At 63.2% G+C, this 16,900-nt stretch carries 10 protein-coding genes; 6 read left to right on the top strand and 4 right to left on the bottom strand.

Annotated features, from left to right (window positions below; translation table 11 throughout):
• Both APH35_RS14425 and APH35_RS14420 read right to left on the bottom strand, forming a co-directional pair.
• Entirely contained in the window at positions 1–6,468 is a 6,468-nt protein-coding gene (locus APH35_RS14425) for a non-ribosomal peptide synthetase (RefSeq protein ID WP_060515014.1), read from the bottom strand.
• A 184-nt stretch (positions 6,469–6,652) separates the two neighbouring features.
• On the bottom strand, positions 6,653–7,636 hold the full coding sequence (locus APH35_RS14420; protein WP_060493679.1) for a TauD/TfdA family dioxygenase: 984 nt from the start codon (positions 7,634–7,636) through the stop codon (positions 6,653–6,655).
• 181 nt (positions 7,637–7,817) lie between these two features.
• Between APH35_RS14420 and azu the strand changes: the two genes are divergently transcribed.
• The 3 genes from azu to APH35_RS14405 all read left to right on the top strand — a co-directional run bounded on the left by azu (position 7,818) and on the right by APH35_RS14405 (position 11,269).
• Positions 7,818–8,267 carry an azurin gene (azu, locus tag APH35_RS14415; RefSeq protein ID WP_012273661.1) on the top strand — a complete coding sequence of 150 codons (450 nt, stop codon included), beginning with the start codon at positions 7,818–7,820 and terminating at the stop codon, positions 8,265–8,267.
• A 36-nt stretch (positions 8,268–8,303) separates the two neighbouring features.
• Positions 8,304–9,956, top strand: coding sequence for a cyclic peptide export ABC transporter (locus APH35_RS14410; RefSeq protein WP_012273662.1), 1,653 nt, complete (start codon positions 8,304–8,306; stop codon positions 9,954–9,956).
• 155 nt (positions 9,957–10,111) lie between these two features.
• Complete coding sequence (locus APH35_RS14405; protein WP_060515013.1) at positions 10,112–11,269, top strand: ATPase; 1,158 nt, start codon at positions 10,112–10,114, stop codon at positions 11,267–11,269.
• Positions 11,270–11,322: 53 nt separating this feature from the next.
• On the opposite strand, the gene APH35_RS14400 is transcribed toward APH35_RS14405, so the two are convergent.
• Positions 11,323–12,258, bottom strand: a complete 936-nt coding sequence (locus APH35_RS14400; RefSeq protein ID WP_012273664.1) for an aspartyl/asparaginyl beta-hydroxylase domain-containing protein — start codon at positions 12,256–12,258, stop codon at positions 11,323–11,325.
• Positions 12,259–12,431: 173 nt separating this feature from the next.
• Positions 12,432–13,406 (bottom strand): cysteine synthase A, encoded by a 975-nt coding sequence (cysK, locus tag APH35_RS14395; protein ID WP_012273665.1) that lies wholly within the window; start codon positions 13,404–13,406, stop codon positions 12,432–12,434.
• 135 nt (positions 13,407–13,541) lie between these two features.
• Here cysK and APH35_RS14390 point away from each other — a divergent pair, with 135 nt between their 5' ends.
• From APH35_RS14390 to APH35_RS14380, 3 genes are all read left to right on the top strand, one after another.
• Positions 13,542–14,615 (top strand): DUF748 domain-containing protein, encoded by a 1,074-nt coding sequence (locus APH35_RS14390; RefSeq protein WP_012273666.1) that lies wholly within the window; start codon positions 13,542–13,544, stop codon positions 14,613–14,615.
• A 228-nt stretch (positions 14,616–14,843) separates the two neighbouring features.
• The gene (locus APH35_RS14385; protein WP_012273667.1) at positions 14,844–15,689 is read left to right on the top strand and encodes an AAA family ATPase; all 846 of its coding nucleotides are present in this window, start codon (positions 14,844–14,846) and stop codon (positions 15,687–15,689) included.
• Between the two features lie 13 nt (positions 15,690–15,702).
• Positions 15,703–16,881 carry a vWA domain-containing protein gene (locus APH35_RS14380; protein ID WP_012273668.1) on the top strand — a complete coding sequence of 393 codons (1,179 nt, stop codon included), beginning with the start codon at positions 15,703–15,705 and terminating at the stop codon, positions 16,879–16,881.
• Positions 16,882–16,900: the final 19 nt, after the last annotated feature.

Raw genomic sequence — 16,900 nt, 5'->3', positions numbered from 1 at the left:
TCAGGCCTCTGTGAATGCGTTCATCATTTTTTCGATATCGCTCAGGCCATCGTCGGTCAGCGACAGGGCCTGTTCATCCAGCGCCAGGGCGAAGGCGCGCAACTCGGGGTGGGTGAAGATCAGCCGCAGTGGGATGTCCAGCCCCAGCTCGACGTTGATCCGCGACACTGCCTGGGCGGCCAGCAAGGAGTGGCCGCCCAGCTCGAAGAAGTTGTCGTTCAAGCCGACCCTGGCGACGCTCAGCAATTGCGCCCAGATATTGGCCAACTGCTGTTGCCGCTCGGTCTGCGGCGCCTCGTAGTCATGCTGCGGCTGGCTCGGGTCAGGCAGCGGCAGGGCCTTGCGGTCGAGCTTGCCGCTTGGGGTCAGCGGCATGCTCGGCAGGGTCACCAGATAAGACGGAATCATGTAGTCCGGCAGGCTGGCCTTGAGGTAGTGCTTCAAGGCCAGGCGCAGGTCGCCGTCATGGCCTTCAACCGGCACGGCATAGGCGCACAGCTGCTTGCCCGCGGGCAGGTCGATGGCCAGTACAGTGGCTTCGCGCACGTCCGGGTGCGCGCGCAGGTACTGCTCGATCTCGCCCAGTTCGATGCGAAAGCCGCGCACTTTCACCTGGTGATCGGCCCGGCCGCGATAGGCCAGCTGGCCGTTTTCGTCATAGCAACCCAGGTCACCGGTGCGGTACAGGCGGCCGCCGCCAACCGGGTCGAACGGGTCAGGGATGAAGCGCTCGGCAGTCAGCGATGGCCGCTGGTGGTAACCGCGTGCCAGGCAACCTGCCCCGCCGATGAACAGCTCGCCTGGCACCCCCACCGGGGTTGGCGCCAGGCCATCGTCAAGGGCATGCAGGCTGCGGCCTGGTATGGCACGGCCAATGGGTACGCCACCCTGGCTGATCTGCTGCGGGGTCATCTGCGAGCAGTCATAGGTGGTGGCGACCACGGTGGCTTCGGTCGGGCCATAGGTGTTCAACAGGCGCACTGCGGTTGGGCCATCGGCCAGCCAGGCACGCAGGGCGTCTTCTGGCACCGCCTCGCCACCGACGTGAATCTGCTTCAGCCGGCCATAGGCTTCCGGTGCGCGGCGCTCCAGTGCCAGTAAACGCCAGTAGGCGGCTGGCAGGTCGGCTACGGTGACATCGTGGCGGTTGATTTCATCCAGCAGAGTCGCGGTGTCCCACAGCCGCAGATCGCGCAGCACGACGCAAGCGCCTTGGGCCAGCGGCGGGAAGAACTGCTCGATGAAGCCGTCGAAACTGAAGGTGGCGAACTGCAACACGCGGTCATTCGGGCTCAGCCGCGAATAGTCACCAGCCACTTGGCAGAACACCGACAAGGCATGGTGATCGATGGCCACGCCCTTGGGCATGCCGGTGGAGCCGGAGGTATAGATCACATAGGCCAGGTTCTCCGGCGCGGCCAGGTTGGCCAGCGGCTCGGCAGGCCAGGCACTCAGCCAGTCGTTACCCGGCTCCAGCACCACGCAGGGCAGCGGTGTGCTCAACTGCAGGCGTTCACGCGAAGGCACGTCGGCCAGCAACAAACCGATGCCGCTGTCCTCGACCATGTAGGCCAGGCGCTCCTGCGGGTAGTCCGGGTCCAGCGGCACATAAGCGCCACCCGCCTTGTGGATGGCAACCAGCGCCAGGGCCATGCCCAGGCCGCGCTCGACAGCCACGCCGACCAGACGGTCCGGGCCCACGCCCAGCGCCCGCAAACGATGCGCCAGCTGGTTGCTGCAGCGGTCGAGCTCGGCGTAGGTCATTTGCTGGTCGTCGAAGATCAACGCCACAGCGTCTGGTCGCAGACTTGCCTGGCGCTCCAGCAACTGGTGTGCGCACAGGCCGCTACAGGCCTGCGGCGCCGGGTTCCAGCCATGGGTCAGTTGCTGGTGTTCGGCACTGCCTAGCAAGCCCAGCTCGCCAATGCAGCGCTGCGGCTCGGCGCAGATAGCTTCCAGCAACGCCTGCCAATGACCGGCCATGCGTTCGATGCGTGCGGCGTCGAACAGGTCGGTGGAGTAGTTGAACGAGGCCGTCACCCCATCGGAACGTTCCAGCGTGTTGAGCGAGATGTCGTACTGCGCACCGGGCTCCAACAGGTCCACTTCCTTGACCTGCAAGCCGTGCAGGGCATCGCTGGATACCTGCTCACCCAGGTCGCGCAAGTGGTTGTACAGCACCTGGAAGAACGGGTTCACACCCTGGTCGCGGTCCGGGTACAGCGCCTCGGCCACTTCAAGGAACGGCACATCTTTGTTGGCCTGAGCCTGCAAGGTGGTTTCCTTGATCGCCGCCAGCAGTTGCGGGAACGGCTGGCTGCCATCGACGCCGATGCGGGCTACCACCACGTTGATGAAGAAGCCGATCAGCCCCTCCAGCTCCAGGCGGTTGCGGTTGGTGACGGGTACCCCGATGTTCAACGTGTCCTTGCGGCTGTAACGCGACAGTACGATGGCATAGGCCGCCAGGAATACATGGAAAAGCGTGGCGTTGGACGCCACTGCCAGGGCCCGCAGGCGCTCGGTCAGGGCCAGCGGCAGGCGCACGTCGAAGCGGCTGCCCTGGTAGCTCTTGACCTGCGGGCGAATGCGGTCGGCGGGCAGTTCGAGCACTTCGAAGTCGTCTTCCAGGCGGGCCTTCCAGTAATCGATCTGCGCCTGCATCTGCCCTTCGGCCAGCCACTTGCGCTGCCACGCGGCGAAGTCGGCGTACTGCACCGGCAAGGGTTCGATGGCCTGCTGCCGGCCTGTGGCCGCCGCGTTGTAGACGGCAGCGAACTCGCGCACCAGCAGGCTCATCGACCAGCCATCGGAGACGATGTGATGCAGGGTCAGCGACAACAGGTGCTCTTGCGCATTCACCTTGAACAGACGGGCACGCAGCAGAGGCCCATGCTCCAGGTCGAACGGGACAAAGGCTTCGGCTTCCAGCTTGCGCAGCTGCGCCGCGTGGTCCTGGCCGCTGAGGTCTTCGAAGCCGATCGGCACCGTGGCGGCTGGCAGGATGCGCTGCCACGGCAAGCCGTCGGCTTCGACGAACACCGTGCGCAGTGACTCGTGGCGGGCCACCAGTGCATCCAGTGCGGCCTGCACCGCCGAACGATCGAGGTTGCCCTGCATGCGCACGGCCATCGGCGTGTTGTAGGCCAGGCTTTGTGGGTTGAGCTTCCAGAACAACCACTGGCGGTTCTGCGAACGGGACACCGGCAGCGGCTGCTGGCGGTCGAGGATTTCGATGTCCAGGCCCGTGCCCTGCTCGCCCTCCGCCACCGCCTGGGCGAAGGCCAGCAGGTCGACGGTGTCGAACAGGGTGCGCAGCGGGATATCTACGCCCAACTGCTTGCGCACGCGAGATACGGCCTGGGTTGCAAGCAGCGAATGGCCACCGAGGGCAAAGAAGTTGTCGGTCAGGCCAACCTGCGGCACTTGCAGGACTTCGGCCCAGATCGTTGCCAACTGCACTTGCAGCGGGCTCTCTGGTGCCTGGTAGGCCTGCAGGGTGGCGACCGGCTCGGGCAGCGCCTTGACGTCGACCTTGCCGTTGGCGGTGACCGGCAGGTGCTCCAGCACCATCAAGTGGGTCGGCACCATATGTTCGGGCAGCCGGCTTTTGAGGGTGGCGCGGGTCGAATCCTGCCAGGCCTGGCAGTCGGCAGGCATTTCACTGGGCACCAGCCAGGCAGCCAGTTGCAATTGCGGCGCCTGGCCCTGCACGCGGACCAGGGCATTGGCCACACCGTCCAGTGCGCGCAGCTGGTTTTCGATTTCGGCCAGCTCGACACGGTAGCCACGGATCTTCACCTGGCCATCCATACGCCCGGCAAATTGCAGGTCGTTGCCCTGGCGTACCCAGTCACCGCTGCGGTACAGGCGCTGGCCGTGGCTGCCGTGCGGGTCGGGCACGAAGCGCTCAGCAGTGAGCGACGGGCGGTTCAGGTAGCCACGGGCAAGGCCTGCACCGCCTATGTACAGCTCGCCCTTGGCCTTGGCCGGCAGTGGCTGCAGGCAGCGGTCAAGCACTGCCACGCGGGTGTTGGCCAACGGCTGGCCGAGGCTGCTTTGTTCGCTCAGTTCGGCAACCAGCACGCCGACGGTGGTTTCGGTCGGGCCGTAGTGGTTGAACACCTTGAGCGCCGGGGCCAGTTGGCGGATCTTGCCCAGCAGGCCTGGGCTGATGGCCTCGCCACCCAATACCAGGCACTGGCTCGGCAGCGCCGCGCGGCCAGCCACCAGCATGGCCTCCAGGTGTGAAGGCACGATCTTCAGGGCATCCACCTGGTGTTCGGCGAGGTACGCGGCGAAACCTTCGGCATCCAGCACCTGTTCGCGCAGCAACAGGTGCAAGGTGTGGCCGCCGCACAGTGCGCCGAACAGCATGGTGTGGCCAAGGTCGGCAGCCGGGGTCGAGACCTGGGCCATGCTGCGGATTCGCTCGACAGGCAGGCGCGCGCTCATGCCATCGACATAGTTGGCCAGGGCGCCGTGGCTGATCGCCACGCCCTTGGGCTGGCCGGTGGTGCCAGAGGTGTAGATCACATAGGCCAGGTTTGCCGCAGCCGGCGCGGTGCGTGCGACGCTGCCGTTGCCCACTTGCGCCCAGTCAAGGTGCTGCACGGCCGCGGGTAACTCGGCCTGCCAGTTACCGGGGGCCAGCACCCGACGGGTGCCGCTGTCGGTCAGCATGTAGGCGAGGCGCTCAGCCGGCTGCTCGGGCTCCAGCGGCAGGTAGGCGCCCCCCGCCTTGAGTACCCCCAGAATGCTGGCGAGCATGCCGACGCTGCGGTCGGCCAGTACGCCAACCAGTGTGTCTGGCCCTACCCCGGCTTTGACCAGGCGGCTGGCAATGGCCTCGGCGCGGGCATCGAGTTCGGCGAAGCTCGCCTGTTCGCCCGCAGCCACTACCGCGATGCGCTCGGGGTGACGACTGGCGGCTGCAGCAAAGCGTTGCTGCACACTGGGCGACTCGGCGGCCTGCGCGGGGGCGCCCAGGGTTGCGGCCAGGCCCGGCAATGCCAGCTCGCCTACAGCACCAGCCGTTTCGGCAGCCAGCGCCTGCACCAGCGCCAGCCACTGCTCGCCAAGGGCTTCGATGGTGGCCGCCTCGAATACATCCGTCGCGTAGGTGAACGCGGCATGCAACTGCCCGGCGCGTTCGTGGGTGTCCAACGCCAGGTCGAAGCGTGCGCTGTGCTTCTCCAGGGCAATGGGCGCCAGGCTCAGGCCGGAGCGAGTCTCGATGGCCTGCACATCCGCCACCTGCGCTTGGTGGTTGAACAGCACACGAAAGAGCGGGCTTTCGCTGCTGCGCGGCAGGTCCAGGGCTTCGACCAACTGCTCGAAGGGCAAGTCCTGGTGGCTTTGTGCACCCACGGCGGTTTCGCGCACGCGCTGCAGCAGGCCGGCGATATCCAGCAGCGGGTCGATCTCGGTGTGCAGCACCTGGGTGTTGATGAAGCAGCCAATCAGCCCTTGGCCTTCTGCACGGTTGCGGTTGGCGATGGGCACGCCGACGCGGATCGCGGCCTGACCGCTGTAGCGCTGCAACAGCAGCTTGAAGGCAGCCAGCAACACCATGAACAGGGTGACGTTGTGCTTGCGCGCCACACCGCGCAGGCGCTCGGCAACGTCTGCGGCGACGGGGAATTCGTGGCGCGCGCCCCGGTAGCTGGGCCGGCCTTGGCGGGCACGATCCAGTGGCAGCTCCAGCGGCGAATGGTCCTCGCCCAGGCGGGCCTGCCAGTAGGCCAGCTGGCGCTCCTGCTCGCCAGCCGCCAGCCAGCTGCGTTGCCACAGGGCGAAGTCGCGATATTGGATTGGCAGCGCGTCGAGTGTGGCCTCGGTGCCGGCCACGGCGGCCTCGTACAGGTGCAGGAATTCATCGATCAGCACGTTCATCGACCAGCCGTCGGCGACGATGTGGTGCAGGGTCAGCAGCAGTACATGCTCCTGTGCGGCCAGTTGCAGCAGGCGTACGCGCAGCAATGGGCCACTGGCCAGGTCGAACGGGGCCAGAGCTTCGGCTTCGGCGATGCGTTCGATCGCGGCCTGGCGGGCGGTTTCGTCCAAGCTGGCCAAGGCGTCCTGGCGCAGCTGCAACGGAGCAGCCACGGCGTCTACTTGCTGGCGCACGTCATCGCCGTCGGCGACAAACCGAGTGCGCAGGGTTTCGTGGCGCGCCACCAGGGCATCGAAAGCCTGCTGTAGAGCGGCCAGGTCAAGCGGACCATGCAGGCGCACGGCCATCGGCAGGTTGTACGCTGCGCCCTGCGGGTCGAGCTGCCAGAGGAACCACATGCGCCGCTGGGCATACGACAGCTGGTCGCGCTCGGCCACCTCCACCCCGGGCGCGATCGGCAGCACGGAAAAATCCATGCCCTCGCCCTGCAGCGCCTTGAGGAACAGGCGGCGCTTGTCGGGGCTGAGTTCGATGAAGCGGCGGGCGAGCTTGAGCGTTTGATCAGCATTCATGTCGAGCGGTGTCCTGGCAGTCGAGCGGTAACTGTCAGACGAAGGCATGGGGGGCTGATTTAGGGGGGGGATTGAAGCAGGGCCACCAGGGGCCCGCCGTTGGGAATTTGGCGCCTGTGAGATCGAGCGCCGCGCGGGCGGCGCTCGATCTCACAGGCGCTGCACCTCCCACGACAAACACCTATCAGCCCAACACCTCGCTGTGCCCCTCGGCCATCGCCACCACCACCTTGCGCTTACCGGTAAACGGCGAGCGGGCGTGGGCCGCGAGCATATTGTCGAGCATCAGCACATCGTTTGTCAGCCAGGGGAAGCTGATGGTGCATTCATCCAGCACCCCGCGCACTTCATCGAGCAACGAATCCTCGATGGTCGTACCGTCGCCGTAATACACGTTACGTGGCAGGTCCTCTTCCTCGACAATGTCCATCAGCGATTCACGCACCTCTGGCTGCAGGTTCGACACATGGAACAGGTGGGCCTGATTGAACCACACGTCATCCCCGGTTACCGGATGGCGCGCCACCACCTGGCAGCGCTGGCGCGTGCGCAGCTCGCCGTCGTCCTTCCATATGCACTCGATGGCATGCGCCCGGCAGTACGCCTCGACCTGGCGCGGGTCTTCGGTGTTGAACACCTGCGACCACTCCACATCCAGGCCGTTGCCATAGTTGCGCACATACATCAGCCCTTTCTCCTCCAAGCGCTGGCGAATGCGCGCCGGCATGCGTCGGTACACCTCGCGGCTATCGGCAATTGGCGTTTCGCCGCCGGTCTCGGCGGGGATGACGCTGTAGAACCAGATCTTCATCGGCCATTCCAGGGTGTAGGCCTGCTCGTTGTGCAGGGGAATGCTCTGGTGCGCCGGGTATTCGGTTGAGGTGTACACGCCCTTGGTCACGTTGCTGCGCGGGGTAGAGCCGAACTCGTAGTTGAGCAGTGGGTGACCAAAGGAGGCGGCAAACTGGCGGAAGGCTTCGGCGCCACCCACCTCGAAGCCGCGGAACAGGATGCCGCCAGCCTGCAGCAGGTGCCGATCCACCAGCGGCTGCAATTCGGTAAAAGCCTCCAGCAGGTCGATCCCCGGCTCCGGTGCGCGCACCAGCAGCGGCAGGTTGCCGCGCGCGGCGTCCAGCGGTTCGATGGCAAAGCTCAGCAGTTCACTCATGTACGGTCACCTCAAGCCAGGGCCGCGTTGGCGGCGAAATCGGGTTGTGCGCCATCACGGCGCCTGACTAGGTGAACGAGCGGGCCCGCGGGAAATTCACCAGGGCAGCACTCACAGGTAAAGCCAGCGCGTGCCGGTTCGTCTGAACGATGTGAACCCTTTTATCGCCCAGGAACCGTACATGACTCGCCAGCTTCTGCTCCTAGCCCTGCTCGCCACGGCCCCTGCCGCCTGGTCGGCGGAGCCATGCGCCATGGAAATCCACGGCACCGACCAGATGACCTTCGACAAGGCCGCCATCAGCGTGCCCAAAACCTGCACCACGTTCACCGTTACCCTCACCCACCCAGGCGACATGCCCAAGAACGTGATGGGCCACAACTGGGTATTGAGCACCCAGGCCGACATGCAGGGCGTACTGGATGACGGCCTGAAGGCCGGCGAGGCGCAGGACTACGTCAAGCCTGGCGACACACGGGTGATCGCTCATACCCGCCTGATCGGTGGTGGCGAGAAGGACAGCGTCACCCTCGATACCAAGGCGCTGAAGGCCGGTACCGACTACAGCTTCTACTGCTCGTTCCCGTTCCACAGCACCCTGATGAAGGGCACCCTGACCCTTGGTAGCTGACCCCGCCCCCCACTTTCACCAGCGAGATCACGCTTCATGAAAACCTCCTCCCCCGGGGCCATCCGCGAACTGCTGGGCCTGCTCAAACCTTACCGCCCGGCGGTCATCGTCTCGGTGCTGCTGGGCATGGTCGGCGGCCTGGCCGTCACTGCGCTGCTGGCCACCGTCAACCAGGGCCTGCACGCTGAAGGCGGCATGAGCCAGGGTGTGATCCTGGCCTTTGCCGGCCTCTGTGTATTGGCCCTGGTCAGTAGCGTGGCGGCCGACAGCGGCACCAACTACGTCGGCCAGAAGGTCATTGCCCGGTTGCGCAAGGACCTGGGCGCCAAGGTGCTGTCGGCACCGATCGAGCAGATCGAGCGCTACCGCACCCACCGCCTGATCCCTGTGCTGACCCGCGACGTCGACACCATCAGCGACTTTGCCTTCGCCTTTGCACCGCTGGCCATTTCGCTCACCACGGTAACCGGCTGCATGGCCTACCTGGCGTGGCTGTCGTGGCCGATCTTCCTCATCACCCTGGCAGCCATCGGCATCGGCAGCGGCATCCAGTACGTGGCACGGCAAAAAGGCGTGGCTGGCTTCAACGCCGCCCGCGATGCCGAAGACAACCTGCAGAAGCACTATTCGGCCATTGCCGAAGGGGCCAAGGAGCTGCGCATCGACCGCCGTCGCCGCCATGCCATGCTGACGCGCAACATCCAGGGCACCGCCGACTTCATCGCCAACACTCACATCCGCGCCATCAACATCTTCGTGGCGGCCAAGAGCCTGGGGTCGATGCTGTTCTTCGTGGTCATCGGCCTGACCCTGGCCTTGCAATCGCTGTGGCCGAGCAATGACCCGGCGGTGATGAGCGGTTTCGTGCTGGTGCTGCTGTACATGAAAGGCCCGCTGGAAACGCTGATCGGCAACCTGCCGATCCTCGGCCGCGCCCAGGTGGCGTTCCGCCGTATAGCCGACCTGTCCGAACGCTTCTCCTCGCCCGAACCGCACCTGCTGCTGGAGCCGCCGGTCAAGCGCGAAACCCCGGCTACCGCGCACCTGGAGCTGCACAACGTCGAATACGCGTACCCACCCGTGGACGGCAACGAGCCGTTTCGCGTTGGGCCTGTGAACCTGAGCATCGAACCGGGCGAAATCCTGTTCATCGTCGGGGAAAACGGCTGCGGCAAGACTTCGCTGATCAAGCTGCTACTGGGCCTGTACGCCCCACAACGCGGTGAAGTGCGCCTGAACGGCAAGGCCGTCGGCCCGGAGGCGCTGGACGACTATCGCCAGCTGTTCACCACCGTGTTCGCCGATTACTACCTGTTCGAAGACCTGCCCGAGCACGAGCACAGCCTGCCCAGCGATGCCACGCGTTACCTGGAACGGCTGGAAATTGCCCACAAGGTCAGCGTACGCGATGGCGCCTTCACCACCACCGACTTGTCGACCGGGCAACGCAAGCGCCTGGCGCTGGTCAATGCCTGGCTGGATGGGCGGCCGGTACTGGTGTTCGATGAGTGGGCGGCGGACCAGGACCCAACCTTCCGCCGGGTGTTCTACACCGAGCTGTTGCCGGACCTGAAGCGTTTGGGCAAGACCATCATCGTGATCTCGCATGATGACCGGTACTTCGATACGGCGGACAAGGTGGTGCACCTGAGCCGTGGGAAGGTGGTCGAGGCATTAGAGCCGGCTTGAGTGACCGAGGGGCGCTATGCGCCCCATCACCTTTACGCTCCCTATAATCGATCTATAGTCGACCTATAATTGCCTATAAACCACGTCTCTCATACGGCCTATAATAGCTCTATAATCACTCTATAATTGACTATAAAGCTGTATGGGAGGCCGTAATGCCGGAAACCGTCTATCACCGCCCAGCGCTAGCATCGCGGCTGTCGAAATTGATCATGCAAGTTGCCGTGGGCAGTGCAGCAAGCTCGGGGGTGTTTCTGGCGGCCCCCAGGCGTACCGGTAAATCCACCTTTGCACGCGAAGACCTTCGACCCGCTCTCGAAGCTGCGCAGGCAATCGTGCTGTACGCCGACCTCTGGAAAGACCTGACCAAAGACCCAGGCCAAGTCATCGTGGAAACCGTGCGTGAGGCGCTCGGGCGTAACGAAGGCTTCATTACGCGGCTGGCAAAGTCCACTGGCATGGAGAAGGTAACCGTAGGTGGCCTGAATTTCAGCGTGGACAAGATCGGGCTGGGGCAAGATGTCGATCTCACCAGTGCGCTGGTCGCGCTCTCCGACGAATCACGCAAGATCATCGTGCTGATCATCGACGAGGCGCAACATGCAATCACGACCGACCAGGGAATAGCAGCCTTGTTCGCCCTCAAAGCGGCCCGGGACGAACTCAACAGCTCGAAGCACCATGGGTTGCGCATCGTTTGCACGGGCTCGAACCGGGACAAACTGGCCATGCTGCGCAATAGCAAAGATCAGGCGTTCTTCGGCGCTGCGATGGTGCAGTTCCCAACGCTGGATCAGGACTTCATCGACTGGCTTTGCGCCAACATCGATCTCCCCTGCGCACTCGACCCGGTAGAGGTGTTCCAACTGTTCAAAGAAAGCGGCTACCGCCCTGAGTTACTGGGCGCGGCAGCGGATGAAATACGCTTCGACTTCAGCATCGAACCCGAAGCCGTACCGGCACGGTTCCGAGAGCTTGTTCAGGCGCAAGCCAATGACCTTAACGCGAACCTGAAAAAGGTGATCCACAGCCTCACTCCGATTCAATCCGCCGTTCTACGCGTCATGTGCGTAAAGGGTAATGAATACGCACCGTTTGAGGCCCCAACCCTGGCACTGTACGCCAAAGCGATGGAACGGGCGGGTGTGCAGGAAAGCGAAATCAAGGCCGAGGTGCCGGGGGTTCAGCAAGCGCTCATCGCCTTGCAGGACAAGCATCTGGTGTGGAGGGCATCACGGGGCGTATACGCGGTAGATGAGCAGGTAATCGTCGATCTGGTCCGCGCTGATGGCTTGCTGGAAGGGCTTGGCTGAAGGTTCCTGTACGTAGAGCGCCCCATCAATCTGGCGCTCTACGCAGGCCGCAATCAGAACAACCAGCGGTACAGTGCGTAAGCCACCACCACCGCCAGCACCGGCCGCAGCACGCGGTAGGCCTTGGGGTTGGCGCGCTTGAACTGCTTCACGTGGCTGCTGATCTTGTTGCTGAAGCGCTTGCTCCAGGCATACGCCTGGTTGATCCCACCCACGCGCTCGTCGTCGGTGTTCTGCGGCGCGGTGGCACGGCCGAGGAAGGCACTGACCTGGCGGTTGATGCGGGTCATCAGCGGGCTGCTCAGTGGGCGCTCGATGTCGCAGAACAGGATCACCCGCGTAACGTCAGTTTCGTTCTTGACCCAGTGCACGTACGTTTCGTCGAACATCACGTCTTCGCCATCACGCCAGGCGTATTCCTGGCCATCCACGTAAATGCGGCAGGCGTCGGAGTTGGGCGTGGACAGGCCCAGGTGGTAGCGCAGCGAGCCTGCGAACGGGTCGCGGTGCGGGTTCAGGTGGCTGCCGCCGGGCAGCAGGGCGAACATCGCGCCTTTGACGTTGGGGATGCTGCTGACCAGCTCGACCGTGCGCGGGCACAAAGCTTCGGCCGACGGCAGGGGTTTGTCGTACCACTTCAGGTAAAAGCGCTTCCAGCCCTTCTTGAAGAACGAGCCAAAGCCTGCGTCGTTGTCCTTTTCGGCGGCGCGGATATAGCCCTCGTCGAACAGGCGCATGGCCTCTTCGCGGATCTCCTGCCAGTTGTCTTTCAGCACGTCCAGTTCTGGGAAGCGCTGGCGGTCCAGGTAGGGTTTGGACGGCACGCCGGAAAACAGGTACATCAACGCGTTGTAGGGGGCGAACAACGCCGAATGGTTGACGAACTGGCGCAACACCGGCAGGCGGGCCTTGCCGCGCAGGTGCACGAACAGCACGCTGCCGAAAAACACCAGCAAGACACCCGCCTTGGCTGCAAAGGAAAAGGTCATGCTTTCACTCCTTGGGGAAGAGCCAGGGCTGCGCGGCCTGCTCTCCAAAAAATCATCCTGCCATCATAAACCGATCCCGCCGAGGTAAAAACAACCCGGGCGGGATCGCATTGATGAAGATTTTGCAATAAACCAGGCCGCCCAACCTTGCGCCGGATCAGCGGCAACGCCGATTATTGCTGGTTTTCCTGCTCGCTGAACAGGTCGCTGAACAGCATGCTCGACAGGTAACGCTCGCCCGAATCGGGCAGGATTACGACGATGGTCTTACCTTGCATTTCCGGCTTTTCGGCCAGGCGCACGGCCGCCGCCATGGCCGCACCGCAAGAAATGCCGCACAGGATGCCCTCTTCCTGCATCAGGCGAATGGCCATGGCCTTGGACTCTTCGTCGGTCACCGTCGCCACTTGGTCGACGATCGACAAGTCGAGGTTTTTCGGCACGAAACCGGCGCCAATGCCCTGGATTTTGTGCGGGCTGGGCTTGAGTTCTTCGCCGGCCAGGGTCTGGGTAATCAGCGGCGACGAAACGGGTTCCACGGCCACCGAGAGGATCGCCTTGCCCTGGGTGTGCTTGATGTAGCGCGATACACCGGTGATGGTGCCACCGGTACCCACGCCCGCCACCAGCACGTCAACCGCACCGTCGGTATCGTTCCAGATCTCCGGTCCTGTGGTCTTTTCGTGGATGGCCGGGTTGGCCGGGTTTTCGAACTGGCCCGGCAGGAAGTACTGGGCGGGGTCGGAGGCGACGATTTCGTTGGCCTTCTCGATGGCGCCCTTCATGCCCTTGGCCGGGTCGGTCAGCACCAGTTCGGCGCCCAGCGCCTTCAGCACCTTGCGGCGCTCCAGGCTCATCGAAGCGGGCATGGTCAGCATCAGCTTGTAGCCACGGGCAGCGGCAACGAAGGCCAGGCCGATACCGGTGTTGCCCGAGGTAGGCTCGACGATGGTCATGCCCGGCTTGAGCTTGCCGCTGCTCTCGGCGTCCCAGACCATGTTCGCGCCGATGCGGCATTTGACCGAATAACCTGGGTTGCGCCCTTCGATCTTGGCAAGGATGGTCACACCGCGAGGGGCGATGCGGTTGATCTGCACCAACGGCGTGTTGCCGATGGAATGGGCGTTGTCTGCAAAGATACGGCTCATGGCAGGGGTCCTTGGCATGAAAAAAAAGCAGGGAAAGACCTCAAGGGTAAGCCCCGGCCGATGGCCCGTAAAGCCTGTTCGAACTCAGCGGGGCGCGTCGCGGTCAACCGCACATCCTGCCTTGGAGACGCTCCGATGAGAGCCCGTTATCGCTGGCCGCTGTTGGGCCTGGGCAGCCTGATCGTGCTGCTGGTTGCCCTGCACCTGGCCCTGCCCTACCTGGTGCGCGACTACCTGAACGACAAACTGGCCGACATGGGTGACTACCGCGGCCAGGTAGCCGATGTGGACCTGGCCTGGTGGCGCGGCGCATACCAGATCAATGGCCTGAAAATCGTCAAGACCAGCGGCAAGGTGCCGGTACCGTTTCTCGACGCGCCGCTGATCGACCTTTCGGTGAGTTGGCGTTCGCTGTGGTACGACAAAGCGGTGGTGGCCGAAGTGACCTTCGTGCGCCCCGAGCTGAATTTCGTCGACGGTGGCAGCAAACAGGCATCGCAGACGGGCCAGGGCACCGACTGGCGCCAGCAGCTGGAAAAACTGCTGCCCATCACCCTCAACGAAGTGCGAATCGACAACGGCGTGCTGACCTTCCGCAACTTCAACTCCAAACCACCGGTCGACCTCAAGGCCACACAACTGAACGCCAACATCCGCAACCTGACCAATGTTCGCGACAAAAAAGGCCGTCGCGATGCGAGTTTCGAAGGTACGGCGCTCATCGCGGGCGATGCGAAGGTAGAAAGCCGTGCCACCTTCGACCCGTTCAGTGATTTCGATGACTTCAAATTCAGGCTTCGCGCTACCGGCATCGAACTGCGCAAACTGAATGATTTTGCCAGCGCCTATGGCAAGTTCGACTTCAATGCCGGGCATGGTGACGTGGTGATCGAGGCCCAGGCGGAAAACGGCCGGCTAAATGGCTATATAAAGCCGCTGCTGCGCGATGTCGACGTGTTCGACTGGCAACAGGACGTCGAAGAAAAGGACAAGGGCTTCTTCCGCTCGGTGTGGGAGGCCTTGGTGGGTGCGACCGAGACGGTCCTGAAGAACCAGCCGAAAAACCAGTTCGCCACCCGCGTGGAACTCAGTGGCAGCGTGCACAAGCAGGATATCAGCGCCTTCGAGGCGTTCTTGCAGATCCTGCGCAACGGGTTTATCCAGGCGTTCAATGCCCGGTATGAGCGGGGGGCGCCGGATGCCGACTGAGTCGGCGTGACGGGGCATTCAGGGACTGAATACCCGGTCTGCGTTTTCAGTTGCCTAACCCCGCGTTATAGTCGGTGACAAATAAATTCATGTGTTGCCTGTACCGGCTCTTCGCGGGTAAACCCGCTCCTGCACAGGACCGCGCAGCCCTCAAGCTTGCGCCGTTCTGTGTAGGAGCGGGTTTACCCGCGAAGAGGCCTGTACAGGCTTACAACAGAGGACAAACCGATGAAGTTCGAAGGCACCCGCGACTACGTCGCCACAGACGACCTGAAACTGGCGGTAAATGCGGCTATCACCCTCGAACGCCCGCTGCTGGTCAAGGGTGAACCGGGCACCGGCAAGACCATGCTCGCCGAGCAGTTGGCCGCCTCGTTCGGCGCTCGCCTCATCACCTGGCACATCAAGTCCACCACCAAGGCCCACCAAGGGCTGTACGAGTACGACGCAGTCAGCCGCCTGCGCGATTCGCAGTTGGGCGTGGACAAGGTGCACGATGTGCGCAATTACCTGAAAAAGGGCAAGCTGTGGGAGGCCTTCGAGGCCGAAGAGCGGGTGATTCTGCTGATCGACGAAATCGACAAGGCCGACATCGAGTTCCCCAACGACCTGCTGCAAGAACTCGACAAGATGGAGTTCTACGTCTACGAAATCGACGAGACCATCAAGGCCAAGCAACGCCCGATCATCATCATTACCTCGAACAACGAAAAAGAGCTGCCGGACGCTTTCCTGCGCCGCTGCTTCTTCCACTACATTGCCTTCCCCGACCGCACCACCTTGCAGCAGATCGTCGACGTGCATTACCCGAACATCAGCCAGTCGCTGGTCAGTGAGGCGCTGGATGTGTTCTTCGACGTACGCAAAGTGCCGGGCCTGAAGAAAAAGCCGTCCACCTCCGAGCTGGTCGACTGGCTCAAGTTGCTGATGGCCGACAATATCGGTGAAGCGGTGTTGCGCGAACGCGACCCGACCAAGGCCATTCCGCCGCTGGCCGGTGCGCTGGTGAAGAACGAGCAGGACGTGCAACTGCTCGAGCGCCTGGCCTTCATGAGCCGGCGCGGCAACCGCTGACAGGAGCCGGGCCATGCTGCTCAACCTGTTCAATGAAATGCGTGCGGCCAAGGTGCCGGTATCGGTACGCGAGTTGCTGGACCTGCATCAGGCCCTGCAAAAGCACGTGGTGTTCGCCGACATGGACGAATTCTACTACCTCGCCCGCGCCATCCTGGTGAAGGACGAACGCCATTTCGACAAGTTCGACCGGGCCTTTGCCGCCTACTTCAAAGGCCTGGAAAACCTCGACCGGCATATCGAGGCACTGATCCCCGAAGACTGGCTGCGCAAGGAGTTCGAGCGCTCGCTGAGCGAGGAAGAACGCGCGCAGATCCAGTCGCTGGGCGGCCTGGACAAGCTGATCGAGGCATTCAAGAAACGCCTTGAAGAGCAAAAGGAACGCCACGCTGGCGGCAACAAGTGGATCGGTACCGGCGGCACCAGCCCGTTCGGCTCGGGCGGTTTCAACCCCGAAGGCATTCGCGTTGGCGAGGCCGGTAAACGCCAAGGCAAAGCGGTAAAGGTGTGGGACCAGCGCGAGTACAAGAACCTCGACGATCAGGTGGAACTGGGCACACGCAACATCAAGCTGGCCCTGCGCCGGCTGCGCAAGTTCGCCCGTGAAGGCGCCGCCGAAGAGCTGGACATCGACGGCACCATCGACCACACCGCGCGTGACGCAGGGTTGCTGAACATCCAGATGCGCCCGGAACGGCGCAACACCGTCAAGCTGCTGTTGCTGTTCGATATCGGCGGCTCGATGGACGCCCACATCAAGGTCTGCGAAGAGCTGTTCTCAGCCTGTAAAACCGAGTTCAAGCACCTGGAGTACTACTACTTCCACAACTTCCTCTACGAGTCGGTGTGGAAGAACAACCTGCGCCGCACCTCGGAGCGGTATTCCACCTTCGACCTGCTGCACAAGTATGGCGACGACTACAAAGTGATTTTCGTCGGCGACGCGGCCATGGCGCCCTACGAAATCACCCAGCCAGGTGGCAGCGTGGAGCACTGGAACGAAGAGGCCGGGTACGTGTGGATGCAGCGGTTCATGGAGAAATTCCGGAAGATCATCTGGATCAACCCGTATCCGAAGCAAGCTTGGGATTACACGGCTTCGACCCATCTGGTGAGGGACTTGATCGAGGACAAGATGTACCCGTTGACCTTGCAGGGGTTGGAGGAAGGGATGCGGTATCTGTCCAAGTGATGCAGCCTTTATGGGCCCT

It is taken from the genome of Pseudomonas sp. NBRC 111132 (genome assembly GCF_001320565.1).
GTDB lineage: Bacteria > Pseudomonadota > Gammaproteobacteria > Pseudomonadales > Pseudomonadaceae > Aquipseudomonas > Aquipseudomonas putida_P.
The sequence above is the reverse complement of the archived record's forward strand: the minus strand, read 5'-3'. Positions and strand labels throughout refer to the sequence as shown.

Bases quoted from the DNA above. Each gene is read 5' to 3' on its own strand.
- APH35_RS14425 (WP_060515014.1), bottom strand. From the start codon at position 6,468: ATGAATGCTGATCAAACGCTCAAGCTCGCCCGCCGCTTCATCGAACTC.
- APH35_RS14420 (WP_060493679.1), bottom strand. From the start codon at position 7,636: ATGAGTGAACTGCTGAGCTTTGCCATCGAACCGCTGGACGCCGCGCGC.
- azu (WP_012273661.1), top strand. From the start codon at position 7,818: ATGACTCGCCAGCTTCTGCTCCTAGCCCTGCTCGCCACGGCCCCTGCC.
- APH35_RS14410 (WP_012273662.1), top strand. From the start codon at position 8,304: ATGAAAACCTCCTCCCCCGGGGCCATCCGCGAACTGCTGGGCCTGCTC.
- APH35_RS14405 (WP_060515013.1), top strand. From the start codon at position 10,112: ATGCCGGAAACCGTCTATCACCGCCCAGCGCTAGCATCGCGGCTGTCG.
- APH35_RS14400 (WP_012273664.1), bottom strand. From the start codon at position 12,258: ATGACCTTTTCCTTTGCAGCCAAGGCGGGTGTCTTGCTGGTGTTTTTC.
- cysK (WP_012273665.1), bottom strand. From the start codon at position 13,406: ATGAGCCGTATCTTTGCAGACAACGCCCATTCCATCGGCAACACGCCG.
- APH35_RS14390 (WP_012273666.1), top strand. From the start codon at position 13,542: ATGAGAGCCCGTTATCGCTGGCCGCTGTTGGGCCTGGGCAGCCTGATC.
- APH35_RS14385 (WP_012273667.1), top strand. From the start codon at position 14,844: ATGAAGTTCGAAGGCACCCGCGACTACGTCGCCACAGACGACCTGAAA.
- APH35_RS14380 (WP_012273668.1), top strand. From the start codon at position 15,703: ATGCTGCTCAACCTGTTCAATGAAATGCGTGCGGCCAAGGTGCCGGTA.